Raw genomic sequence first — 23706 nt, 5'->3', positions numbered from 1 at the left:
ATCCGCGAGGATGGGGCCATGACCGCCCAGATTCTCGATGGCAAGGCCACCGCAGCAGCGATCAAGTCCGACCTGGCCGCCCGTGTGGCGGCCCTGAAGACCAAGGGCATCACACCCGGTCTCGGCACCATCCTGGTCGGCGACGACCCGGGCAGCCAGAAGTACGTCGCGGGCAAGCACCGCGACTGCGCCGAGGTCGGCATCGCCTCCATCCAGCGGGAACTGCCCGCCACCGCCACGCAGGAGGAGATCGAGGCGGTCGTACGCGAACTGAACGAGGACCCCGACTGCACCGGGTACATCGTGCAGCTGCCGCTCCCCAAGGGCATCGACGAGAACCGCATCCTCGAGCTCATGGACCCGTCCAAGGACGCGGACGGCCTCCACCCGATGAACCTCGGGCGCCTCGTGCTGAACGAGCCCGCCCCGCTGCCCTGTACCCCGAACGGCATCATCACGCTGCTGCGCGCGCACGGCGTCGAGATCAGCGGCGCGGAGGTCGTCGTCGTCGGCCGCGGCACGACCATCGGGCGCCCGATGCCGCTGCTGCTCACGCGCAAGTCCGAGAACGCCACGGTCACGCAGTGCCACACGGGTACGCGCGACCTCGCCGCGCACCTGCGCCGCGCCGACATCATCGTGGCCGCGGCGGGCGTACCGCACCTGATCAAGCCCGAGGACGTCAAGCCGGGCGCCGCCGTCCTGGACGTGGGCGTCAGCCGGGACGAGAGCGGCAAGATCGTCGGTGACGTCCACCCCGGCGTCGCCGAGGTGGCCGGGTGGCGCGCCCCGAACCCGGGCGGCGTGGGCCCGATGACCCGGGCGCAGCTGCTGGTCAACGTCGTCGAGGCGGCGGAGCGCGCCGCCACCGCGAGCTGAGCCGGACCGGAGAGGGCGACCCCATGGGCGTACGGGCGAACGAGGACCCCGCGACCGCGACCGCTGCCGCCGAGGCGGCGCCGGTCGGCACCGATGCGGCCGCGGCCGGCGGCTCCACGGCACCCGGGCCCGCGGGGCACGAAGCCGCCGAGGACGAGGCGCCGGCCGGCGCCTCGGGCCCCGGCGAGGGCGTCCACGCGCCCGGTGCCGCCGACGGCGTCCCCCCGGACGCGGGCGCCGACAGCCCCGCGAGCCCCGCACAGGAGCCCCAGCCGGGCGGCAAGCCCCCGGCTGCAGGCACCGCGCCCGAGGTCGAGCCCGGCTCGTCGGCAGATGCCGCGCCCGAGGCCCTGCAGGATGCGACCGGCAACGCCGCAGGCGCCGCGCCGGAGGCCTCGCAGGACCAGCCCGCCAACGCCGTAGGCACCGCGCCCGAGGCCCCGCAGGCCGGGACCGACAAGGGCAGCACGGACGCGGGCGCCGCGTCCGAGGCCCCGCAGGCCGGGACCGACAAGGACAGCACGGACGCGGGCACCGCGCCCGAGGCCCCGCAGGCGCAGGCGCAGGACGGCACGGGCGCCGGTACCGCGCAGGAGGACGCGCCCGCGCCGCGGCACACGCGGCGGCCGCCCGCCATGACGCGGGACACCGCGCGGCCCGAGGGCGGCGGGCGGGCGGCGCCCGGGGACGCGCCCGCGCCCGCGCGCCAGTGGCCGCTGCTGACCGTGCTCGGGGTCGCCACCCTCGGGCTGGTCGTCGTCGGGCTCGACCCCTTCCCGCAGGCGCCGCGGATCGGGGCCATCCTCATCGGCCTCGCCCTGCTCACCGGCGCCGCGCTGCGCCGCGCCGTGCCGTCCGTCGGCATGCTCGCCGTACGGTCGCGCTTCACCGACATGGTCACGTACGGCCTGCTCGGCGTGGTGATCGTGCTGCTGGCGCTGATGACGCAGCCCAACCCGTGGCTGGAGATCCCGTTCCTGGAGAAAGCCGTCCGGTTCACGGTGCGTTAGAGGCGCGTACCTTCCGTGCACACATGGGGTGACAGACCGACCCAGCCCCGCGCGAGAGGGACGTTCGCCCCATGGTCAAGATCAAGGTGGCCACCCCCGTCGTCGAACTCGACGGCGACGAGATGGCCCGCATCGTCTGGCGGTTCATCAAGGAGCGGCTGATCCTGCCGTACGTGGATGTCGAGCTGCGCTCCTTCGACCTCGGCATCCAGCACCGCGACGCCACCCGCGACCAGGTGACGGCCGACGCCGCGCGGGCCGTCAAGGAGTACGGCGTCGGCGTCAAGTGCCCCACGATCACACCGGACGAGGCGCGCGTCGCCGAGTTCGGTCTCAAGGCGAGGTACCGCCCGCCCGGCGCGACCCTGTGGGAGGCGCTCGGCGGCGCGGTCTTCCGCGAGCCGGTCCTCGTGGGCGCCGCGCCGCGCCCGGCCAGACCGGTCGTCATCGGCCGCCATCCCTTCGGGGACCAGTACCGGGCCACCGAGCTCAGGGTCCCCGGCCCCGGCACGCTCACCCTCGCCTTCACCCCCGCTGCCACCACCACCGGTCCCGCCGCCGACCCGGTCGAGCTGGAGGTGTACGCGTTCGAGGGCCCGGGCGTCGCGCTCGCGATGTACAACGTCGACGCGTCCATCCGCGACTTCGCGCGCGCCTCCTTCCGCTACGGGCTGGCCCGCGGCTACCCGGTGTACCTCTCGACGAAGAACACCGTCCTGAAGAAGTACGACGGCCGCTTCAAGGACCTCTTCCAGGAGGTCTTCGACACGGAGTTCACGGAGGACTTCGACGCCGCCGGGCTGACGTACGAGCACCGCCTCGTCGACGACATGGCCGCCTCGGCCCCGGCGGGCGAGGGCGGCTACGTCTGGGCGTGCAAGAACTACGACGGCGACGTCCAGTCCGACGCCCTGGTGCGGTGGGCCGGTTCGCCCGGGCTGATGACCTCCGTGCTCATGGCCCCCGACGGCCGGACCGTCGTGACGGAGGCCGCGCACGGCACCGTCACCCGCCACTACCGCCGCCACCAGCAGGGCAAGGCGACGTCCACCAACCCGGTCGCCTGCGTCCACGCCTGGACCCGGGGTCTGGCGCACCGGGGCCGCCTGGACGGCACACCCGAGGTCGTCGACTTCGCCGAGGCGCTGGAGGAGGTCTGCGCCGAGACCGTCGAGGGCGGCCAGCTGACGAAGGACCTCGCCGCCCTGGTCTCCGGGGACCAGCCGTGGCTGACCACGGAACAGTTCCTGGAGACCCTCGACACCGGGCTGCAGAAGAAGATGGCGGCCCGCTGACGGCGGGGGCGACGGCGACCGTCCCCTCCCCCGAGCAGGACGGGCGCCGTCACCTGCGTAAAGAGTCATGGACGCGCCAAGAGAGGGCAAGGTGTGTCCGGTCCCTGTAGCGCGGAGGTGACCATTCCGGCATGGTGTGATCGACCCGCAACGGATGCGAAACTGGGGCGGCGACAGGACGACCCGGCGTGTGGGGGCACCCGGCCCGTCCCGTTCGCGCCCCTGCGCCCCCGCCCGAGGAACTGACATCCTGGCTACGCGCATCCCCCTCGGTGACACCCGTTCCGGGGGGCGGCAAGGGGGCACGCGGAGCGGGGAGCACATCAGGCACGTACGGGGGACAAGGGGGAGGCAATGCCTCGTTGGAAGGCGCTACCGGAGGAGCTCGACCCACAGGTCAAGGAGTTCACCCAGCAGCTGCGCCGGCTGGTGGACCGCAGCGGACTGAGCATCGCCGCGGTCTCGGACCGCACCGGTTACAGCAAGACGTCGTGGGAGCGCTATCTCAACGGGCGCCTGCTCGCGCCCAAGCGGGCGATCGTCGCCCTGGCCGAGGTCACCGGCACCAATCCGGTGCACCTGACCACCATGTGGGAGCTGGCGGAGCGGGCCTGGAGCCGCGCCGAGATGCGCCACGACATGACGATGGAAGCGATACGCATCTCCCAGGCGCGCGCCGCGCTCGGTGAGTTCGGCGGTGACGCCGGCCCCGGTGCCGACGGCTCGTCCCGTACGAAGACGGCGAAGAGGGCGAAGCCGGCGCAGGCGGCGACGTCCGTACAGGCGTCCCCGGGCGCCGACGGCGGTGCTGGGAGCGGCGGCGCGGGCGCCGTCCGTCCGTCCGTCATACCGCCCGACGGAGGCCCCAACGGCCCCGCCCGGCGCGGCCCGGCGACCCGGCCCGCGCCCACGCCCACGGAGCGGGCGCCCGAGTCCGCACCCGCGCGGGCGCGGCGGCGGGGCGGCAAGAGCAAGGTGCCCATGGTCCTCGCGGGCGTGCTCGGCGTCCTGCTGGTGGCCGTCGGCGCCTATTTGGTCTCGGGCCTCGGCGGCGACGAGGACGGCCCGGGCGGCACACCCGTGGCGAAGTCGCCGTCCGCCTCGCCCAGCACCAGCGCGTCCGAGCCGGTGCCCGAGGGCGTCAAGTGCACCGGCGACGACTGCACGGGCCAGGACCCGGAGGCCATGGGCTGCGGCGGCCAGTACGCCACGACGGTCGCCTCCGCGACGGTCGGCACGGCGAAGGTCGAGGTCCGCTACAGCAAGACGTGCGGCGCCGCGTGGGCCCGGCTCACCCAGGCGAAGGCGGGCGACACCGTCCGGATCACGTCCGGCGACGCGACCCAGAACGGCGCCGTGAAGATCGACACGGACGCCTACACGCCGATGGTCGCGGCCGCCGAGGCCGCCGACGCGAAGGCGTGCGCCACACTCGCGACCGGCACCAAGGGCTGCACCACCGAGGAGTGAGCGCCCACGCGTGAGCGCCCCGGGGCGGGCTCCCACGCGTGAGCGCCCAGGGGCGGGCGGGCCGCGGGTGATTCAGTGAGCCGCGACACAAGGGGGCGGGGGTTGAGGGGGGCCCGGGTCGGATAGCCTGACCGCTGGATATCTCTTCACGTCGAGACACCGATCGATCACCCGGTCGATCCACCGGCCGCTCAGCCGGTCGGCTCAACGGAGAGGGGTGTCCAGCACCAGGGGCAGGGACCCCCACCGCCAGCTGTCTTACGGAGATCGCCATGACCCGCACTCCCGTGAATGTCACCGTGACCGGCGCGGCCGGCCAGATCGGTTACGCGCTGCTCTTCCGCATCGCCTCCGGCCATCTGCTCGGCGCGGACGTGCCGGTCAAGCTCCGCCTCCTGGAGATCCCGCAGGGCCTCAAGGCCGCCGAGGGCACCGCGATGGAGCTCGACGACTGCGCGTTCCCGCTGCTGCGCGGCATCGACATCACCGACGACCCGAACGTCGCCTTCGACGGCGCCAACGTCGCGCTGCTCGTCGGCGCCCGCCCGCGTACGAAGGGCATGGAGCGCGGCGACCTGCTGGAGGCCAACGGCGGCATCTTCAAGCCGCAGGGCAAGGCCATCAACGACCACGCCGCGGACGACATCAAGGTGCTCGTCGTCGGCAACCCGGCCAACACCAACGCGCTCATCGCGCAGGCCGCCGCCCCGGACGTACCGGCCGAGCGCTTCACCGCGATGACCCGCCTGGACCACAACCGCGCGCTGTCGCAGCTGGCGAAGAAGACCGGTTCCCAGGTCTCCGACATCAAGAAGCTGACGATCTGGGGCAACCACTCGGCCACCCAGTACCCGGACATCTTCCACGCCACCATCGGCGGCAAGAACGCCGCCGAGGTCGTCAACGACGAGAAGTGGCTGGCCGACGACTTCATCCCGACCGTCGCCAAGCGCGGCGCCGCCATCATCGAGGCCCGTGGCGCCTCGTCGGCCGCCTCCGCCGCGAACGCCGCGATCGACCACGTGTACACGTGGGTGAACGGCACCGCCGAGGGCGACTGGACCTCCATGGCCATCCCGTCGGACGGCTCCTACGGCGTCCCGGAGGGCCTGATCTCCTCCTTCCCGGTCACCTGCAAGGACGGCCGGTACGAGATCGTCCAGGGCCTGGACATCAACGACTTCTCGCGCTCGCGCATCGACGCGTCGGTGCAGGAGCTGGTGGAGGAGCGCGACGCGGTCCGCGGTCTCGGCCTGATCTGAGGGACCCGTCGCCGGACGGAGTCCGGCGCGGCTCCTCGAAGCCTGTGAGGCCCGCCAGGGCCGAGCAGTGCGAGAGGAGCCATCGAGGATGGGTCGCCGTTCGCGGTCTCGGCCTGATCCGACCTCACGAGTCCGTACGCGTACGGACCTCGCCGCCCCCGGTAGCCGACCGCTGCCGGGGGCGCGGTGTTTCCGTGGCGCCCGACGCGCCCCCGGCTGCCCCGCCCGCGACGCCCTCCACGTACGGCCGCCGCAGCCGCAGGAACGGCAGTTCGATGGCGTGGTACGTCACGAACGACACCGCCACCGTCAGCGGCAGCGCCACCAGCAGCGTCAGCAGGAACGCCTCGCCCACCGGGGGCAGCACGCCGGGGAACCAGGCGTACTCGCACAGCAGCGTCAGCACCATGAAGTGCGTCAAGTACACCGAGAAGCTGACCTCACCAAGCCGGGCCAGCCACCGTGACACCCGGCCCTGCCCGCCGCCGGACCCGTCCTTCCCGCCCTCCCCGGCCGCCGCCACGTACGCGACGACCACCAGCGCCCACACGGCCCCCTCGGCGCCGCTCCACGCCAGCTTCAGCGGGCTGTCGGAGACGTAGCCGTGGAGCTGGTTGTACGACCAGAGCGCCCCCAGCGCGAGGCTCAGCGCCCCCGGCGCCAGCCACCGGGCCGCCGCCCGCAGCCGCTCGCGGTGGTGCGCGTACGCCCAGGCGGCCAGCATCCCCAGCAGGAACTGGTCGATGCGCCCCGCCAGGCCCAGGTAGAGCGCCGCCGTGTGCGGCGCGGGCGACGGGCTGCTGAGCCAGACCAGAGCCCGCAGCAGGGACACGGCGGCCAGCAGGCGCAGCAGGGCGCCCGGTCCACGCTCCGTCAGGAGCCGGTTGAGCAGCGGGAAGACCAGGTAGAACTGCATCTCCACGCAGAGCGTCCAGAACACGCCCCCGTAGGGCAGGCTCGGCGTCGCGAACGTCAGGATGCGCAGCAGGTCCTGGAAGGTCGGCAGGGAGACGTGGGTCGCCAGGCCGAGGACGGCGATCACCAGGTACAGCGGGTAGACGCGCAGCAGCCGGTTGGTGAGGAAGCGGCCGTAGCGGATCGGGCGGCCGTGCGCGCCGACGGTGAAGATGAAGCCGGACAGCACCATGAAGAGCGCGACGCCCGTGTGGCCTTCGAAGACGAGGGTGGCGGCGGGGTTCGCCGAGTACAGCCAGTCGGTCCCGGCGACGAAGCGCGGCCGCCCCTCGATGCGCGCGCTCAGCAGCTGGCAGCCGTGGTAGAGCACCACGAGCACAGCGGCGACGGCCCGCAGGTGGTCGACGGGGGCGAGGTAGACGCGGTCGTCGCTGCTGCGCATGGACGCACCCTAGGTCGCCCCGGTCGTGGGGCCGGGGAGCGACGCTCCTTCCGGTCATCCATTCGGATCATTGCGTAAGTGCGATCGAATGTAGTACTTCTTATACATGAGCGAGCAGGTGCACAACAGGCTGGCGATGGTCCGGGCCGAGCGGAAGGTGTCGCGACAGGCCCTCGCGGAGGCCGTGGGCGTCCACTACCAGACCATCGGCTACATCGAGCGGGGCCAGTACAACCCCAGCCTCGACCTGGCGTTGAAGATGGCCCGCTTCTTCCGGCTGCCGGTGGAAGCGCTGTTCTCGCTGGAGCCGTTCCAGCCGCTCACCAGTGAGATCTACGGGGAAAACGGGAGGAACCAGTAACCATGACCAGGTCCACGACCACGACCACGCCCATGAGCACGGCCATGACGGCGACCGCCACGCGCCACGACCGGCGGATGTACGCGCTGATGAACCGGCGCGAGGCCACCGCGCTGTACGCCACGGCGGCGCGCAGGCGCGCGGTGGTGGGGGCGCACGTCCTGATGACGCTCGCCTCCATCGCCCTGTGGCTCCTCATGGTGCTGGACGGCGACGCCCTCTGGCCCGCCGTCGCCCTGCTCGCGCTGGTGCTGCCCTGGTGCGTCGCCACCGGCGCCATCAACGCCGCCACGCGGGGCCTGCTCGAACTGCGCGGCCGGATGCTCGACGAGCGCCAGCTCACCGAGCGTGACCGCGTGCGGGCGCTGGCGCACCGGATCACCACCGGGCTCCTGCTCCTCGCCGCCGCCGGCATGGGCGCCGTGACGTGGTTCGCCGAGGTGCGGTTCGAGGGGCTCGCGTTCGCCGTGCTGTTCAGCGCGCTCGTCATCCACTGGGTGATGCCGCTGTGGGTGGCCGGACTGCGCGCGGAGGACGAGCCCGACCCGTACGGGGACCCCGTAGCCGAGTGAGCAAACCCACTTTCGCGAACTGATTCCGCATGCTTTCCGCCTCCCCGGGCAGGGTCACCGGTCGCCGACCACCGTCGGTGACGACCACCCGAGCAGGACAGGCACAACGGAAGGCAGAACGCGACCGTGGCGGAACAACAGACCATCCACGTGGGCGGAGAGTGGCGCTCGGCCGCATCCGGAGCCACCAGGGACATCCTCGACCCGGCCGACGCCACGACCCTCGCGGTCGTGGCGGAAGGCGGCGCCGAGGACACGGACGCCGCCGTCGCCGCCGCCCGCGCGGCGTTCGACGGGGGCCGCGGCGCCTGGCCGCGCACCCCCGTCGCCGAGCGGGCCGCACTGCTGCGCCGCGTCGCCGACCTGCTCGTGCGCGACCGCGAGAAGCTCGGCCTGCTGGAGAGCCGCGACGCCGGCAAGACCCTCGAAGAGGGCCGGATCGACGTCGACTGCGTCGCCGACGCCTTCCGCTACTACGCCGACCTCGTCGCCGCCGAGAGCGGCGGCCGCGTCGTCGACGCCGGCTCGCCCGACGTCCACAGCGTCGTCGTCCACGAACCCGTCGGCGTGTGCGCGCTGATCACGCCCTGGAACTACCCGCTGCTCCAGGCCAGTTGGAAGATCGCCCCGGCCCTCGCCGCGGGCAACACCTTCGTCGTCAAGCCCAGCGAGATCACCCCGCTGACCACGGTCGCCCTCATCGAGCTGCTGGTGGAGGCGGGCCTCCCAGCCGGTGTCGCCAACCTCGTCACCGGCCCCGGCGACCCCGTCGGCGCCCGCCTCGCCGAACACCCCGACGTCGACCTGGTGTCGTTCACCGGCGGCCTCGTCAGCGGTACGAAGGTGATGCGCGCCGCCGCCGACACCGTCAAGAAGGTCGCCCTCGAACTGGGCGGCAAGAACCCCAACGTCGTCTTCGCCGACGCCTGCGCGACCGACGAGGGCTTCGACACCGCCGTCGACCAGGCGCTCAACGCCGCCTTCATCCACAGTGGTCAGGTCTGCTCGGCCGGCTCCCGCCTCATCGTCGAGGAGTCGGTGCGCGAGCGCTTCGTCGCCGAACTCGCCCGCCGCGCCGAGAAGATCCGCATCGGCCGCGGCACCGACGAGGGCGTCGAGTGCGGCCCGCTCGTCTCCGCCCAGCAGCTCGCCCGCACCGAGGAGTACGTCGCCTCCGCCCTCGCCGAGGGCGCGGTCCTGCGCGCGGGCGGCGAACGCCCCGGCGGCCCCGAGCACGCGAGCGGCTACTTCTACCGCCCGACCGTCCTCGACCAGTGCCACCGCGCCATGCGCGTCGTACGCGAGGAGGTCTTCGGTCCCGTCCTGACCGTCGAGACCTTCCGTACGGAGGACGAGGCCGTCGCCCTCGCCAACGACACCGAGTACGGCCTCGCGGGCGGCGTCTGGACCGCCGACCCCGGCCGGGCGCGGCGCGTCGCCGGGCGGCTGCGCCACGGCACCGTCTGGATCAACGACTTCCACCCCTACCTGCCGCAGGCGGAGTGGGGCGGCTTCGGCAAGAGCGGCATCGGGCGCGAGCTCGGCCCCTCCGGGCTCGCCGAGTACCGCGAGTCCAAGCACGTCTACCAGAACCTGGCCCCGCGCCCCGTGCGCTGGTTCGCGGGCTGACCAGCGGGAGAACCTTGTGAACAGCGACACCCACGCGTACGACCACGACCACGAGCACGAGTACGACTACGTCATCGTTGGCGGCGGGACCGCCGGTTCCGTCATCGCGCACCGCCTCACGGCCGACCCCGACGTCACCGTCGCCGTCATCGAGGGCGGCCCCAGCGACGTCGACCGCCCCGACGTCCTCACCCTGCGCCGCTGGATGGGCCTCCTCGGCGGCGACCTGGACTACGACTACCCCACCACCCCGCAGCCACGCGGCAACTCCCACATCCGGCACAGCCGCGCCCGCGTGCTGGGCGGCTGCTCCTCCCACAACACCCTCATCTCCTTCAAGCCACTGCCGTCCGACTGGGACGAGTGGGAGGAGGCGGGCGCCGAGGGCTGGCACGCGGCCGCCATGGACCCGTACTACGACAAGCTCCTCAACAACATCGTGTCGGTCGACGAGAAGGACCGGAACGCCATCGCCCGCGACTTCGTCGACGCCGCCCAGGCCGCGCTCGGCGTCCCGCGCGTCGAGGGCTTCAACGAGAAGCCCTTCCACGAGGGCGTCGGCTTCTTCGACCTCGCCTACCACCCCGAGACCAACAAGCGCTCGTCGGCGTCGGTCGCGTACCTCCACCCGATCATGGACCAGCGGCCCAACCTCCGGCTGATGCTGGAGACCTGGGCGTACCGGCTGGAGTTCGACGGCACGACGGCACGCGGTGTCCACGTCCGTACCAAGGACGGCGAGGAGCGGCTCGTCACCGCCCGCCGCGAGGTCGTCGTCTGCGCCGGTGCCGTGGACACGCCCCGGCTGCTGCTGCACTCCGGCATCGGCCCCAAGGCCGACCTGGAGAAGCTGGGCATCCCGGTGGTGCACGACCTGCCGGGCGTCGGCGAGAACCTCCTCGACCACCCCGAGTCGGTCATCGTCTGGGAGACCCACGGGCCCATCCCCGAGAACTCCGCCATGGACAGCGACGCGGGTCTCTTCGTCCGCCGCGACCCGCAGTCGCCGGGGCCGGACCTGATGTTCCACTTCTACCAGATCCCCTTCACCGACAACCCCGAGCGCCTCGGCTACGAACGCCCCGCGCACGGCGTGTCGATGACGCCGAACATCCCCAAGCCGCGCAGCCGCGGGCGGCTCTACCTCACCAGCGCCGACCCCGAGGTCAAGCCGGCCCTCGACTTCCGCTACTTCACGGACGAGGACGACTACGACGGCCGCACCCTCGTCGACGGCATCCGCCTCGCGCGCGAGATCGCCAAGACCGAGCCGCTGGCCGGCTGGCTCAAGCGCGAGGTCTGCCCCGGGCCGGAGGTCACCGACGAGGAGGAGCTCAGCGCGTACGCCCGGCAGGTCGCGCACACCGTCTACCACCCGGCCGGCACCTGCCGGATGGGCGCCGAGGGCGACGAACTCGCCGTCGTCGCCCCCGACCTGAAGGTCCGGGGCCTGGACGGCATCCGGATCGCCGACGCGTCCGTCTTCCCGACCATTCCGGCCGTCAACCCGATGATCGGCGTGCTGATGGTCGGGGAGAAGGCCGCCGATCTGCTGCGAGGTGACGCCCGATGAGCACTCCTGCGAGTACCCCCGTCTTCTCCGTCCAGGGCCTGTGGAAGGTCTTCGGCCCCAAGGCCGAGCGCATACCCGGCTCGCCCGAGCTGGCCGCCCTCCCCGCCGCCGAGCTGCGCGAGCGCACCGGCTGCACCGCCGCCGTCCGCGACGTCTCCTTCGACGTGCGCAAGGGCGAGGTCTTCGTCGTCATGGGCCTCTCCGGCTCCGGCAAGTCCACCCTCGTCCGCTGCCTGACCCGGCTCATCGAGCCGACCTCCGGCACCGTCGCCATCGACGGCGAGGACGTCACGGCCATGGACAAGAACCGGCTGCGCGAACTGCGCCGCCACCGCGCCGCCATGGTCTTCCAGCACTTCGGCCTGCTGCCGCACCGCACGGTCCTCGACAACGTCGCCTACGGCCTCGAGATCCAGGGCGTCGCGCGCGCCGAGCGCCGCGCCAAGGCCGCCGAGGTCGTCGCCAAGGTCGGCCTGGAGGGCATGGAGGACCGCACGCCCGCCCAGCTCTCCGGCGGCCAGCAGCAGCGCGTGGGCCTCGCCCGCGCCCTCGCCGTCGACCCCGAGGTGCTGCTCTTCGACGAGCCGTTCAGCGCGCTGGACCCGCTCATCCGGCGGGACATGCAGGAGGAGGTCGTACGCCTCCACCGTGAGGAGGGCCGCACGATGGTCTTCATCACCCACGACCTCAACGAGGCGCTGCGCCTCGGCGACCGCATCGCCCTGATGCGCGACGGCCGGATCGTGCAGCTCGGCACGCCCGAGGAGATCGTCGGCGCGCCCGCCGACGCGTACGTCCGCGACTTCGTGCGCGACGTGCCGCGCGAGCAGGTGATGACGGTACGCACCGCCATGCGGCCGCCCTGCGACGCCGACGGCGCCACCGAGTCGGCGGCGGCCGTCACCCCGGGCGCGACCGTCTCCGAGGCCATCGAGGCGGTCGCCCGCAGCGGCGGCCCGGTGCGCGTCGTCGACGGCGGCCGGTGGGTGGGGGTCGTGGACCACAAGGACCTGCTGTCGGTGGTGGCGGGAATCCCCACCGGCGAGGCGGCAGCCACGAGTGACCCCGCCGCCGGGCGGAAGGCGGCGGCATGACCGCAGCCGTCACCACCCCCGTCCATCAGAGTGAGCGCGGACGGCAGTCCCGGCTGCCGACCGCCGTGCGTCTCCTCCGCGGGTACTGGCCGCTGGCCGCCGCGCTCGTCGTCCTTCCGCTCGGCGCCCTCCTCGCGGGCGGCGGCAGCTGGCCCGCCGCGCTCGAAGTCGACCTCTCCGGCCCGCTCGGCTCGACCAGCGACTGGATCATCGACCACCGTGACAGCCACCCCCTGTTCCTCTACTTCTTCGGGCACATCAGCAACGCCGTCGTCCTCTCCGTGCGCGCCGTCTACCTCGTGCTGCTCGCCGCCGGATGGGCCGGTGTCACCGCCGCCGCGGGCGTCATCGCCTGGCGCGTCGCGGGCCTGCGCCTCGGGCTCACCGCCGTCGGCGCGTTCGCCGTGTGCGGGCTGCTCGGCATGTGGGTGCCCACCATGCAGACCCTCGCCCTGATGGTCGTCGCCGTGGCCGCGTCCGTCGCGCTCGGCGCGCTGCTCGGCCTCGCGGCCGGTCTTTCGGACCGTACGTACCGGGCGCTGCGGCCCGTGCTCGACACCATGCAGGTGCTGCCCGCTTTCGCGTACCTGCTCCCCGTCGTCCTCGTCTTCGGCATCGGCGTACCGGCGGCCGTCCTCGCGACCGTCGTCTACGCCGCCCCGCCCATGGCCCGCCTCACCGCGCTGGGCCTGCGCGGCGCCGACGCGGGGGTGCTGGAAGCCTCCGCCTCGCTCGGCGCGACCGGGCGGCAGCGGCTGCTCACCGCGCGCCTCCCGCTGGCGCGCAAGGAGCTGCTCCTCGGCGTCAACCAGTCGATCATGATGGCGCTGTCCATGGCGGTCATCGCCTCCGTCATCGGTGCCGGCGGCCTCGGCGACCGCGTCTACCAGGCGCTCGCCTCCGTCGACGTCGGTGCCGCGCTCGCCGCGGGCATCCCGATCGTGCTGCTGGCCGTCGTGATGGACCGTACGGCGACGGGCGCGCGTTCCGGGGCCGGCGGCCGCCGCGAGTGGGCCGCCTGCGCGGTGGGCGTGGTGGCGGCCGCCGTGACCGGCCGGCTGGCCGGCGGGCTCAGCTGGCCCGCGGCGTGGCACCTCGACATCGCGGGGCCGGTCAACCGGGCCGTCGACTGGATGACCGCCCACCTCTACTCGGGCGTCCCCGTCGTCGGTGGCACGGCCGACTGGGCGGGCCACTTCACCCACTGGGTGCTCGACCCCGTCCGCGACGGCCTCCAGGCCCTGCCCTGGTGGACCCTCCTGCTGCTCGTCGGCGTGCTGGCGCTGCTGGTCGGCACCTGGCGCACGGCGCTGACGGCCGTCACCGCGATGGCCGCCATCGGGGTGCTCGGCGTCTGGGACGCGTCCCTCGACACGCTGTCGCAGGTGCTCGCCGCCGTGGCGGTCACGCTCGTGCTGGGCTTCGCCGTCGCGGTCGCCGCCGCGCGCAGTGCGCGGGTCGAACGCTGTCTGCGCCCGGTCCTGGACGTCTTCCAGACGATGCCGCAGTTCGTCTACCTCATCCCGGTGGTGGCCCTCTTCGGCGTGGGCCGCGCCCCGGCGGTCGCCGCCGCCGTGGTGTACGCGCTGCCCGCCGTCGTCCGCATCACCACGCAGGGCCTGCGGGGCGTCGACCCGGTGGCGCTGGAGTCGGCGCGGTCGCTGGGCGCGACGGGCTGGCAGCAGCTGCGCCAGGTCCAGCTCCCGCTCGCGCGGCCCGCGCTGCTGCTGGCCGTGAACCAGGCGGTCGTGCTCGTCCTCGCCGTCGTCATCATCGGCGGCCTGGTGGGCGGCGGGGCGCTCGGTTACGACGTCGTCTTCGGCCTCGCGCAGGGCGACCTGGCGACCGGCCTGGTCGCGGGCGCGGCGATCGTATGCCTGGGCCTGATGCTCGACCGGGTGACCCAGCCGACCGGAAAGGAGGCCGGACATGCTGCGTAAGCGCGTGATGGCCCCCCTGATCGCCGCCCTGACCCTGCTGCCACTGACGGCGTGCGGCGCGGCGGACATGACCAAGCAGGCGTCCCCGTACGCCGCCGCCCGGGGCGCGAAGACGGTCACGCTCTCCGTCCCCTCATGGGTGGGCGCGCAGGCCAACGTCGCCGTCGCCGAGTACCTCCTCGAACACGAGCTGGGCTACCGCGTCGACACCGTCCAGATCGACGAGGTGCCGGCCTGGGACGCGCTCAGCCAGGGCCGGGTGGACGCCCTCATGGAGGACTGGGGCCACCCGGAGGAGGAGAAGCGGTACGTCGACGACAAGAAGACCGTCGTACGCGGCGGCGACCTCGGCGTGACCGGCCACATCGGCTGGTACGTCCCCACGTACTTCGCCGAGGCCCACCCGGACGTCACCGACTGGAAGAATCTGAACAAGTACGCCGACCAGCTGCGGACGGCGGAGAGCGGCGGCAAGGGCCAGCTGCTCGACGGCTCCCCGTCGTACGTCACGAACGACAAGGCGCTCGTGAAGAACCTCGACCTGGACTACAAGGTCGTCTTCGCGGGCTCCGAGGCGGCGCAGATCACCCAGATCAAGCAGTTCGCCAAGGAGAAGAAGCCCTTCCTGACGTACTGGTACAAGCCGCAGTGGCTCTTCGAGAAGGTGCCGATGACGGAGGTGAAGCTGCCCGAGTACAAGGAGGGCTGCGACGCCGACCCGGAGAAGGTCGCCTGCGCGTACCCGCACACGCCGCTGCAGAAGTTCCTCAACGCCGACTTCGCCCGGAAGGGCGGGGAGGCGGCCGCCTTCCTGAAGAACTTCCGCTGGACGACGGAGGCGCAGAACGACGTCGCGCTGATGATCGCCGAGGAGAAGCTGTCGCCGGAGGAGGCCGCCGAGAAGTGGGTCAAGGCGAACGAGCCGACGTGGCGGGCGTGGCTTCCGTAACGCCGGTCACCGGCGGCGCACCTCGGCCATGAAGCAGCCGAACAGCACGGCGCGGATGTGCACCAGCGCCACCGCCGGGTCGGCGAACACCTCGCGCAGCGCGTGACCCACCTCGCCGGCACGCTCCTGGGGGACCTCCAGGAGCGTGCCCCCGAGGATGCGCCCGCGCGCGTCGTACGCCCGGAGCACCCGCAGCGCGCCGTGCATCTCCACCGGATAGCCCCCGCCCGGGCGCGGCCCCGCGCACTCCTCGGCGTGGATGAACACGGGCCCGCACTCGTCGTACGCCCCCGGCTCGGCCCCGGTCTCCGCCGCCCAGCGCCGCAGGGGCGCGTACGCCACGAGCAGCAGCCGCTCGCCCGCCTCGCTGTGCCGCAGACAGCAGCGCAGCGGGGCCCCGCCCTCCGTGTCGGTGACGGTCTCGCGCGTGATCCCGGCGTCATCCCGCGCGCGCAACTCCCGCAGGACGGCGGGCGGGATGGCGCGTACTTCGTAGGTCGTGGTCATGCCGCCAGCATCGGAGGCCCCGCCTCACGGCGCTGGCGGGAATCGGACGTCGCGTGGCCCAGTGGAGCGGGCCTTCAGCCTTCGTCACTCTGCTGCGTTGCGGCTTCGTGGGCCGCGAGTTCCTCGGGGGTGCCCACGAAGGCGGGACCGCAGCCGGCCGGCAGGCGCTCAACCACCATGGCGATCGCCTCCTGTGCTGTAGCGGCGGGACCCACCGTCTCACTGCGGAGGGGGCCGGAGACCCAGTAAGTGCCTCCGGCGGCGGGCTGAATGTAGGGGATGTCCCAGGTCCACCGTTGTTCGGTGCAGCGACTGAAGTGCAGTTCCCCCATCCCGGTCCAGGGGAACAGCCGGCGGAGGCGGGGTTCCGCGTAGGCCGCTTCCAACAGTTCGGGCCGTACGCGCCCGTCGTCCCGTACTTTCTGCCAGCCCGCTTCGACGACTGCGTCGCCCGCTGCATCCCTGTTCACGGTCCCCATCATGCGGGGGAACGGCCGCTTGGTGCGGAGGCGTTCTGCCGCGAGCAGCCACGACCCGCTGAATCCGGACGGCCTTGACCAGCACTACCCGGACACGGGAGAAGACCTGTAGCCCAGCCCCTCCGTGAACGCAGCCCATGCGGTGGGCGCGACGCCGAGTATGGGGCCGTCGGGGACCTTGGAGTCCCGTACGGCGACGGCGCCGGTCACGTTGAGGGCGACCTCGACGCACTCGCCACCGGCGGTGCTGTAGGACGACTTCACGAACTCGAAGCGGCTCACTTGTCTAGCTCTCCTCCATGACGCGCCTGATGAGCGACCGGGAGTCGGCCTGCGCGAGCCGCGAACGACCTGCGCGGAGCAGCAGTCCGGGCGCGCTGCTGATCGTCGAGTCGGTCGCGGCTCGGTGGGGTGTGGAGGAGCTCACGGTCGGCAAAACGGTATGGGCGGAGCTGGTCTCGGCACCGGAGGGCTGAGGCTTGGCCCTCGGGGCGGGCCGACTGCGGTGGGTCGCGGTGCGGGCCGCCCTCGCTCCGAGTGTGGCGGCCTCCGGCGTCCCGTCAAGGGCGCACCACGAACCGCGTGGCGCTGGGCGGCCACCGCCGTGACGATCGGTGCCGCTCTGGCCCTGAGCACGGCCCTGCTCTAATGCCGCATCAGGCGGCGTTCGCCCTGCCGATGTTCTTGCCCGGGCGCGGTGACGCCCCTTGTGATACGTTCGCCGCCGCTGTGCATCATTGCGAACCGGGGAGGTGAGACCGATCAACGCTGTGACAGGTCGGGGCTCCCTCTCTCGCATGGTCTAGGGAGTGCCCGCAGAGGCATCCCGAAAGGCTTGAAACGCTATGCACTTCACCTCGCAGACATCGTCCGAGGGCGTGTCCGAACAGCTCTTCACCCTCGGTGGGATTCCCGGCGTGTTGTGGACGCCGGAAGGCGCCGCCGGTACCCGCCCCCTGATCCTGATGGGACACGGCGGCGGGCAGCACAAGAAGGCACCCGACATCGTGGTCCGCGCGCGCCGCTTCGTGGCCGAGTGCGGTTTCGCAGTGGCGGCGGTCGACGTGCCCGGCCATGGCGACCGGCCGATGGATGAGAAGTACAACCGGATCGCGACGGAGAACCAGGCTCGCGTGGAGGCCGGTGAGGAGTTGGCTCCGCTGATCGCCGGTTTCCAGGCGCTTGTAGCCCGCCAGACGGTCCCGGAGTGGCGGGCGGTCCTGGACGCGCTCCAGGAAGTCGAGTACGTCGGTGCCGGTCCGGTGGGCTATTGGGGAGTGTCGTTGGGGTGCGGACTCGGCGTTCCGTTCGTCGCCGACGAACCCCGGGTCCGCGCGGCGGTGCTGGGCCTGGGAGGGGCGCTGGCATCGGCCGAGGCGGCCGCGCGGATCACCGTCCCGGTGGAGTTCCTGGTGCAGTGGGACGATGAGCGGGTGCCGCGGGCTCAGAGCTTGGCGCTGTTCGACGCCTTGGCCTCGGCCGAGAAGACACTGCACGCCAACCCCGGCAAGCACGGGGAGATCCCGGCTTTCGAGCTGGACAGCACGCTGCGCTTCTTTGCACGGCACCTCGGCTGATACGGCCGCTCAAGGTCCACGACGCGCCGATCGGGATCCGCTCTCGACTGGCGCGTCGTTGCCAGGTTGTGCGGGTGGCAGAACGAGTACGCGTCCGCGAGGTCGGTGGCGACGAGGGGCAGCGCCCGCTGCGGACTTCCGTGCCCGGAATGGCCTGGTTTGGGGCTTCGCGGGGTGTGGAGTGGTCCCTGGCTGCGCACCCGGGCATTGGTCCGCCCGGCGCACCGACCCGTGCCCGGCAGCGCGCCCACACCACCCATGCACGCCCCCGCCGGCCCTCGCCCGCACCTCGCCCCCGCGCGGGCGCCCTGACTCCCCGGGGCGCAGCCCGCACCCGTACCGCGCCCACCACGCGGGCGGCCCCGGCGCGGAGATGCTGCCGTGGGCCCCCGGCGACTTCGGCGACGCATGCGGCATCGCTCCCACGGTCCCGGCGGGCCAGTCCGCCCGTGTGGCCGCCCCGTTGGCGCCTCGCCACCGGGGCTGAGGGGGGGCTTCGGCATCGGCCGCAGGGGCGGATTCCTCTGCCTACAAGGGTGATCCGGCTCGGGGCCGGCGTGCCCGGATCTTTGCCGCCGCATCGCGGAGCAGGCCGGGCGTCAGCCGGCGGTGGAGGGCGGAAGACGGCGTCCAGATGATCCGGCCGAGGAGCCGTTCATAGCGCAGGACCGTAATGAGGGACACCCGCCCATCGGCCACCCGGATGACGAGGTTGCCGCTGAGGAACCACGACGCCGCCTCGAGCCTGACCCAGTCTTCGCCACGTTCGGCGAGCCGCCAGCCGGCCACGGTGTCCGGCGATCGCCCCCGGCTGAGCCGCAGACCGAGCAGGCCACGCCAGATCACTCGGGCCGGGAGGCTGGGCACGTCGCCGAACATCGCCCGGGCCCACTGCTCCGGGCTCGCCTCGGCGTCCGTGGTGAGGGTGAACATGTCGACGTAGTCGGCGGCGGGCAACGAACCGAGGGCGAGCACCGACGCCGGGGCCGACGCCGGGACATCGTCCTTCCACACAGCGCTTTCGATGGTTTCCGGGCTGCCGCCTTCCTGATCCGGGCCCCCGCGCTCCTGCCACGCGCGTTCCCATTGCCGGGTCAGCGCCGGGTAGACGATGAGGTACCGGAACGGCGCGATGGCGGCCATGTACAGCCGGCCGATCAGGCCGTTGGGCTTCACGAGGACCGCCATGCGCAGCTCGTGCTCGCCGCTCGCGGTCGGCACCCAGCCGAGGTGCATGATCGTGTGAACGGTTCTGTTCGCCAGTTCGAGGGCGCACTCGTTGTCGAGCCCGTACACCGGGGTGAACGGGCCGAATGCAGAGCCACTCGGGACCTCGCTGAGGTCACGCGGCAGGCGGTCGCGCAGCGACGGAACCCGTGCCGCGATACCCGCTTCGGGCTTGTCCAGGCCAAAGAGGGCGCCGAGCTTCCAGCGCACCGCGAAGAGGAACCGGACCAATGGGGACTGGCTCGCGGGTCCGTCGCCCGCCTCCATCGCCGCGAGCATCGTGGGGAAGTCATCGGGCCCGGCGCCGGGCGTGCGGAAGGCCCACACGTCCTCCAGCCGGAAGTCTCGGGTGAGTTCGTGGATCCGCCACGGCTGATCGGTGTGGGCTGATTCCGGGAGCCTCATGGCCACTACCGCCTTCCCTGTCATGGGACATATACGGGTGCGTATAAGTGAGCCTAGTAGAGTTATACGGCACCGTATATTCCTGGAGTGGTGAGGTGGGACACGTCGTGGGAGCTCCTCGCACGCCGCGTGGCAGGTGGATCGAGGAAGGGCTGCAGGTCCTGGCCGAAGGCGGCCCGGATGCCGTCCGCATCGAGGCGCTGGCCAAGCGGATCGGCGTGACGAAGGGCGGTTTCTACGGGTACTTCGCCGACCGTGGTGCGCTGCTCGAGGCGATGCTGGACGCCTGGGAGCGGGAGAGTATCGATGAGGTGCTCGACCGCGTCGAGCGCGAGGGCGGCGACCCTAAAACCAAGATCCAGCGGGCGGGCGCACTCACCTTCTCCAACGACCGTCTGCTGCCCATCGATCTGGCGATCCGCGATTGGGCTCGGCGCGATGAGGCGGTCGCCGAGCGCTTGCGAAGGGTCGACAACGGGCGCATGGCGCTGCTGCGCCAGATGATCGGCACCTTTTGCTCCGACGCGGATGAGGTCGAGGCCCGCAGCCTGCTCGCCTTCTGCGTGGCGATCGGTGAAAACTTCCTCGCCGCCGACCATGGCGGGCGCACCCGGGCCGAGGTTCTCGCCCGCGCCGCCGACCTGCTGCTCAACCGGCCCGCCAGGCCGCGCGTGAAGCGCGAGGAGCCCAGGCCGCGGGAAGCGTGACCTGAGCTCCTTCGGAGCGGTTTGAGGAGCCGAGCGGTACAGGAGAGCCCCACCCCGTACCAGGACAGTGCGGTGGGCGGCCGTCTGCCGTGTGGATCGTCGGAGTGCCAGCCCATCGGAGGTTCCATTATCGCGGCGCATCGAGGTGCCTGTCACCGTTCTACGGAATGATCTTCAAGTCCGGTATGCGCCCTTAGGGTTGCGGGTGGAAGGGCAACGCATCGAACCGACCGGGGAGTTGAGAGTGGCGCACGACCTTGCCGCGCTGGCGGAGGAGCTCACCGCCATGGCCGCCGCCGATCACCAGGCCTCCGTCCACGCGAACAGCGACGACCCCGCCGAGCAGTTGGCGTGGCGCCGGCTGACCGCACGGCACGGTGACCGGCTCCGCGAGATCATGGACGCGTACGGGTGGCCGACGGCGGAGAGGGTCGGCGAGGACGCCGCACGCGCGGCATGGCTGATCGCCCAGCACGCCGACCGGCAGCTCGACGTGCAGCGACGCGCCCTCCAGTTGATGGAGCGGGCGGTGGAGGCGGGCGCCGCAGGGGTCCGTGAACTGGCCTTCTTGCGCGACCGCACGCTGGTCAACGAGGGCCGCAAGCAGATCTACGGCACGCAGATCGCCGGCGTGAAGGACGGGGCCCCGGTTCCGTGGCCCTGCGAAGAGCCCGAGCGCATGGACGAACTCCGCGCCGAGGTCGGCATCGAGCCCTTCGACGTGTACGTCGCCACGTTCGCGGCGGTGTGAGGGGCCGTCTCCGGCTGGGGCTGCCGGGGGTTCGGGCGGCCCCAGCCGGGGGGCTCAGGGGCGCGCGGCGAGCAAGCCGCTGATCTCCTCGTGCAGCTCCCGCGGCAAGCGGATCGCCCAGCGGCCCGCCGCCTCCGCGGCCAGGTCCCGGCTCCAGCGCCAGGTCTCGCGCGCTGCCGCCCGTACGTCCTCCTCCAGGGCGACGGCCGTGGTGGCGGTGTAGCGGGCGCGGTCCGTGGCGGGCAGGTCCTGCTCCAGGGCGCGGCTGGGGGTGAGCCAGTGGGCCGTGCTGCCGCGCAGGAGGCGGCAGAGCTGGAGCTGCTGCGGCGCGATCACCGTGTGCAGCAGGGCGTGGGCGCGGGCGACTTCGCCACGGGCCAGGATGTGCGCGAGCATCAGCGTCCAGTTGGCGAGTTCGTCGGTGAGCCGCTGGGCGGTGCCGACGGGCTCGGGAGGACGGGACGCGGCCAGGTGCCGGGCCGCCTTGGTCAGGCGGCCGGTCCGGTCGAGCAGGACGGCGTCCTCGGGGCACGGCAGGTGCACCATGCCCTCCCAGGTGGGCACCTCGTCGATGCCCGGCCCGGCGGCCGTGAGGTGGAACTCGCCGCGCATCAGGTCGTCGAAGACGACCGCGAGGACGCCGTACATGTTGGTGTACGCGAGCTTGAGCGGCGCGAGCCGCTCCAGGAAGGCGGTGCCGTCGAAGGTGTCGACGTGCTCGTCGCGGATGTACAGGTACGCCTCGATGTCGGAGTGGGCGTCGGCCTCGCCCAGGGTCCAGGAGCCGTAGAGCAGGACGCCGTCCAGGCGCGGCTCGGCGTGGGCGAGCCGCCGCAGCCGGGCGACGCGGTCGTCCAGGGCGGGGCAGGCGGAGGTGGGGCGAAGGGGCTTCGGGGACTTCATGGAGTCGGTTTCTCCTGAGCTGAGCGTGCGGGCACGCTGACGGAGCCCGGCACGGGCCGGGCGCTTGGCTGCGAAGTCCGCGTCGCTCAGGAGAAGTTGCCCACGGCCGGGATTCTACGGAACGGGCGGAACGCGACCGGCCGTCCGTCGCATCGCCGTCGCATCACCGTCGAATTCCCGTCGAATTCCCCGGTCGCATGCCTGTACGCGCATCGCCGCGCCGGTGTACCGTCCGGGCCGATGGGTTTGGGAGCGCTCCCATCGTGCTCGTATCCGCTTCGCACGAGGAGGAACGCGATGAAACGCTTTGTGGCCTTACTCGCCACCTGCGCGACGGCCCTGGGTCTCACCGCACTGGCCAGCCCCCCGGCCGCCGCCGCCACCGGCTGCAAGGTCGACTACACGATCACCAACCAGTGGCAGGGCGGCTTCCAGGCCGGGGTGAAGGTGACCAACCTGGGCGATCCCGTCACCGGCTGGACGCTCAAGTTCACCCTGCCGGACGCCGGACAGAAGGTCGTCCAGGGCTGGAACGCCACCTGGTCGCAGTCCGGTTCCACCGTCAGCGCCGCCGGGGTCGACTGGAACCGCACCCTGGCCACCGGCGCGGCCGCCGACCTGGGATTCACGGGCTCGTTCACCGGCGCCAACCCCAAGCCCACGGCGTTCACGCTCAACGGCGTGGCCTGTACGGGCTCCGTCGGAGGCGAGGAACCCCCGCCCGACCCGGATCCCAACCCGAACCCGAACCCGGGCACCGGCACCCCCGTGGGCATCAACGGACAGCTGCACGTGTGCGGTGTGAACCTCTGCAACCAGTACAACCGCCCCATCCAGCTGCGGGGCATGAGCACGCACGGCATCCAGTGGTTCAGCAAGTGCTACAACAACGCGTCCCTGGACGCGCTGGCGAAGGACTGGAAGTCGGACCTGTTCCGCGTCGCCATGTACGTGCAGGAGGGCGGTTACGAGACCGACCCGGCGGGCTTCACCAGCCGTGTGAACAGCCTCGTCGACATGGCCGAGGCGCGCGGCATGTACGCCATGATCGACTTCCACACCCTGACGCCGGGTGACCCGAACTACAACCTCGAGCGCGCCAAGACGTTCTTCAAGTCCGTCGCCACCCGCAACGCCGCCAAGAAGAACGTGATCTACGAGATCGCCAACGAGCCCAACGGCGTGAGCTGGGCCGCCATCAAGAGCTACGCCGAACAGGTCATCCCGGTGATCCGGGCCGCCGACCCCGACGCCGTCGTCATCGTCGGCACCCGCGGCTGGTCCTCGCTCGGCGTCTCGGACGGCTCCAACGAGACCGAGGTCGTCAACAACCCGGTCAACGCCACCAACATCATGTACGCGTTCCACTTCTACGCGGCGAGCCACCAGGACGCCTACCGCGCCGCGGTGAGCCGGGCCGCCACGAAGCTGCCGCTGTTCGTCACCGAGTTCGGCACGGTCACCTACACCGGCGGCGGAGCGGTGGACCAGGCCAGCAGCAAGGCCTGGCTGGACCTGCTCGACCAGCACAAGATCGGCTACGCGAACTGGACCTACTCCGACGCCAACGAGGGCAGCGCGGCCTTCAAGCCGGGCACCTGCAACGGCACGGACTACAGCAGCAGTGCCGTCCTGACCGAGTCCGGGGCGCTGCTGAAGAGCCGCATCAGCACCCCCGACGCCTTCCCGACCAGCTGATCAGCTGACCGGAGGCACGAGAGGGGCTCCGGCCGACCACCGGAGCCCCGTCCCGGCAGCG

The 23706-nt window shown here is 72.2% G+C and carries 22 protein-coding genes and 1 pseudogene; 17 read left to right on the top strand and 6 right to left on the bottom strand.

What is annotated here, in order from left to right; all coding sequences use genetic code 11:
* The first annotated feature begins 18 nt into the window (after nucleotides 1-18).
* The 5 genes from AB0A69_RS15965 to AB0A69_RS15945 all read left to right on the top strand — a co-directional run bounded on the left by AB0A69_RS15965 (nucleotide 19) and on the right by AB0A69_RS15945 (nucleotide 5916).
* Nucleotides 19-879: a bifunctional methylenetetrahydrofolate dehydrogenase/methenyltetrahydrofolate cyclohydrolase gene (locus AB0A69_RS15965; RefSeq protein WP_361421094.1), complete on the top strand. Its 861-nt coding sequence runs from the start codon at nucleotides 19-21 to the stop codon at nucleotides 877-879.
* Nucleotides 880-1229: 350 nt separating this feature from the next.
* The gene (locus AB0A69_RS15960) at nucleotides 1230-1889 is read left to right on the top strand and encodes a DUF3017 domain-containing protein (protein WP_361421676.1); all 660 of its coding nucleotides are present in this window, start codon (nucleotides 1230-1232) and stop codon (nucleotides 1887-1889) included.
* Nucleotides 1890-1960: 71 nt separating this feature from the next.
* Entirely contained in the window at nucleotides 1961-3184 is a 1224-nt protein-coding gene (locus AB0A69_RS15955) for an NADP-dependent isocitrate dehydrogenase (protein WP_361421091.1), read from the top strand.
* A 354-nt stretch (nucleotides 3185-3538) separates the two neighbouring features.
* Entirely contained in the window at nucleotides 3539-4654 is a 1116-nt protein-coding gene (locus AB0A69_RS15950; RefSeq protein ID WP_361421088.1) for a DUF2690 domain-containing protein, read from the top strand.
* A gap of 272 nt (nucleotides 4655-4926) precedes the next feature.
* Nucleotides 4927-5916 (top strand): malate dehydrogenase, encoded by a 990-nt coding sequence (locus AB0A69_RS15945; RefSeq protein ID WP_361421085.1) that lies wholly within the window; start codon nucleotides 4927-4929, stop codon nucleotides 5914-5916.
* A gap of 124 nt (nucleotides 5917-6040) precedes the next feature.
* Here AB0A69_RS15945 and AB0A69_RS15940 read toward each other — a convergent pair whose 3' ends face one another.
* A complete protein-coding gene (locus tag AB0A69_RS15940; protein WP_361421082.1) occupies nucleotides 6041-7273 on the bottom strand; it encodes an acyltransferase in 1233 nt (410 codons plus the stop codon).
* Between the two features lie 106 nt (nucleotides 7274-7379).
* Between AB0A69_RS15940 and AB0A69_RS15935 the strand changes: the two genes are divergently transcribed.
* From AB0A69_RS15935 to AB0A69_RS15905, 7 genes are all read left to right on the top strand, one after another.
* Nucleotides 7380-7634: a helix-turn-helix transcriptional regulator gene (locus AB0A69_RS15935; RefSeq protein ID WP_361421079.1), complete on the top strand. Its 255-nt coding sequence runs from the start codon at nucleotides 7380-7382 to the stop codon at nucleotides 7632-7634.
* Between the two features lie 2 nt (nucleotides 7635-7636).
* Nucleotides 7637-8206: a hypothetical protein gene (locus tag AB0A69_RS15930; protein WP_361421076.1), complete on the top strand. Its 570-nt coding sequence runs from the start codon at nucleotides 7637-7639 to the stop codon at nucleotides 8204-8206.
* Between the two features lie 126 nt (nucleotides 8207-8332).
* Complete coding sequence (locus AB0A69_RS15925; RefSeq protein ID WP_361421074.1) at nucleotides 8333-9835, top strand: aldehyde dehydrogenase family protein; 1503 nt, start codon at nucleotides 8333-8335, stop codon at nucleotides 9833-9835.
* A gap of 16 nt (nucleotides 9836-9851) precedes the next feature.
* Nucleotides 9852-11408 (top strand): GMC oxidoreductase, encoded by a 1557-nt coding sequence (locus AB0A69_RS15920; RefSeq protein ID WP_361421071.1) that lies wholly within the window; start codon nucleotides 9852-9854, stop codon nucleotides 11406-11408.
* The gene (locus AB0A69_RS15915) at nucleotides 11405-12502 is read left to right on the top strand and encodes a glycine betaine/L-proline ABC transporter ATP-binding protein (protein ID WP_361421068.1); all 1098 of its coding nucleotides are present in this window, start codon (nucleotides 11405-11407) and stop codon (nucleotides 12500-12502) included. The genes AB0A69_RS15920 and AB0A69_RS15915 overlap by 4 nt, the downstream gene beginning before the upstream one ends.
* On the top strand, nucleotides 12499-14442 hold the full coding sequence (locus AB0A69_RS15910; RefSeq protein WP_361421065.1) for an ABC transporter permease subunit: 1944 nt from the start codon (nucleotides 12499-12501) through the stop codon (nucleotides 14440-14442). The genes AB0A69_RS15915 and AB0A69_RS15910 overlap by 4 nt, the downstream gene beginning before the upstream one ends.
* A gap of 7 nt (nucleotides 14443-14449) precedes the next feature.
* Nucleotides 14450-15391, top strand: a complete 942-nt coding sequence (locus tag AB0A69_RS15905) for an ABC transporter substrate-binding protein (RefSeq protein ID WP_361421673.1) — start codon at nucleotides 14450-14452, stop codon at nucleotides 15389-15391.
* Between the two features lie 6 nt (nucleotides 15392-15397).
* Here the strand turns inward: AB0A69_RS15905 and AB0A69_RS15900 are convergent, their stop codons facing one another.
* From AB0A69_RS15900 to AB0A69_RS15890, 3 genes are all read right to left on the bottom strand, one after another.
* Nucleotides 15398-15898: a DUF1203 domain-containing protein gene (locus tag AB0A69_RS15900; RefSeq protein ID WP_361421063.1), complete on the bottom strand. Its 501-nt coding sequence runs from the start codon at nucleotides 15896-15898 to the stop codon at nucleotides 15398-15400.
* A gap of 74 nt (nucleotides 15899-15972) precedes the next feature.
* The gene (locus AB0A69_RS15895; protein ID WP_361421060.1) at nucleotides 15973-16368 is read right to left on the bottom strand and encodes a DUF6193 family natural product biosynthesis protein; all 396 of its coding nucleotides are present in this window, start codon (nucleotides 16366-16368) and stop codon (nucleotides 15973-15975) included.
* A 93-nt stretch (nucleotides 16369-16461) separates the two neighbouring features.
* Nucleotides 16462-16659: a DUF397 domain-containing protein gene (locus tag AB0A69_RS15890; RefSeq protein ID WP_361421057.1), complete on the bottom strand. Its 198-nt coding sequence runs from the start codon at nucleotides 16657-16659 to the stop codon at nucleotides 16462-16464.
* Between the two features lie 17 nt (nucleotides 16660-16676).
* Here AB0A69_RS15890 and AB0A69_RS15885 point away from each other — a divergent pair, with 17 nt between their 5' ends.
* Both AB0A69_RS15885 and AB0A69_RS15880 read left to right on the top strand, forming a co-directional pair.
* Complete coding sequence (locus tag AB0A69_RS15885; RefSeq protein ID WP_361421054.1) at nucleotides 16677-16853, top strand: hypothetical protein; 177 nt, start codon at nucleotides 16677-16679, stop codon at nucleotides 16851-16853.
* A 369-nt stretch (nucleotides 16854-17222) separates the two neighbouring features.
* The gene (locus AB0A69_RS15880) at nucleotides 17223-17954 is read left to right on the top strand and encodes an alpha/beta hydrolase (RefSeq protein ID WP_361421051.1); all 732 of its coding nucleotides are present in this window, start codon (nucleotides 17223-17225) and stop codon (nucleotides 17952-17954) included.
* Between the two features lie 1059 nt (nucleotides 17955-19013).
* On the opposite strand, the pseudogene AB0A69_RS15875 reads toward AB0A69_RS15880, so the two are convergent.
* Nucleotides 19014-19586, bottom strand: a pseudogene (locus tag AB0A69_RS15875) (DUF2867 domain-containing protein); the annotation flags it as partial.
* A gap of 95 nt (nucleotides 19587-19681) precedes the next feature.
* On the opposite strand from AB0A69_RS15875, the gene AB0A69_RS15870 reads away from it, so the two are divergent.
* Nucleotides 19682-20293 (top strand): helix-turn-helix domain-containing protein, encoded by a 612-nt coding sequence (locus AB0A69_RS15870; protein ID WP_361421048.1) that lies wholly within the window; start codon nucleotides 19682-19684, stop codon nucleotides 20291-20293.
* A gap of 244 nt (nucleotides 20294-20537) precedes the next feature.
* Nucleotides 20538-21044 carry a DUF6624 domain-containing protein gene (locus AB0A69_RS15865; RefSeq protein ID WP_361421045.1) on the top strand — a complete coding sequence of 169 codons (507 nt, stop codon included), beginning with the start codon at nucleotides 20538-20540 and terminating at the stop codon, nucleotides 21042-21044.
* Nucleotides 21045-21098: 54 nt separating this feature from the next.
* Here the strand turns inward: AB0A69_RS15865 and AB0A69_RS15860 are convergent, their stop codons facing one another.
* On the bottom strand, nucleotides 21099-21947 hold the full coding sequence (locus AB0A69_RS15860; protein WP_361421042.1) for a nucleotidyltransferase domain-containing protein: 849 nt from the start codon (nucleotides 21945-21947) through the stop codon (nucleotides 21099-21101).
* A 297-nt stretch (nucleotides 21948-22244) separates the two neighbouring features.
* On the opposite strand from AB0A69_RS15860, the gene AB0A69_RS15855 reads away from it, so the two are divergent.
* The gene (locus AB0A69_RS15855; RefSeq protein ID WP_361421039.1) at nucleotides 22245-23645 is read left to right on the top strand and encodes a cellulase family glycosylhydrolase; all 1401 of its coding nucleotides are present in this window, start codon (nucleotides 22245-22247) and stop codon (nucleotides 23643-23645) included.
* Nucleotides 23646-23706 lie beyond the last annotated feature (61 nt).

Origin of the sequence: Streptomyces sp. NPDC045431 (genome assembly GCF_040646655.1) — a bacterium.
Classification (GTDB): Bacteria; Actinomycetota; Actinomycetes; order Streptomycetales; family Streptomycetaceae; genus Streptomyces.
The sequence above is the reverse complement of the archived record's forward strand: the minus strand, read 5'-3'. Positions and strand labels throughout refer to the sequence as shown.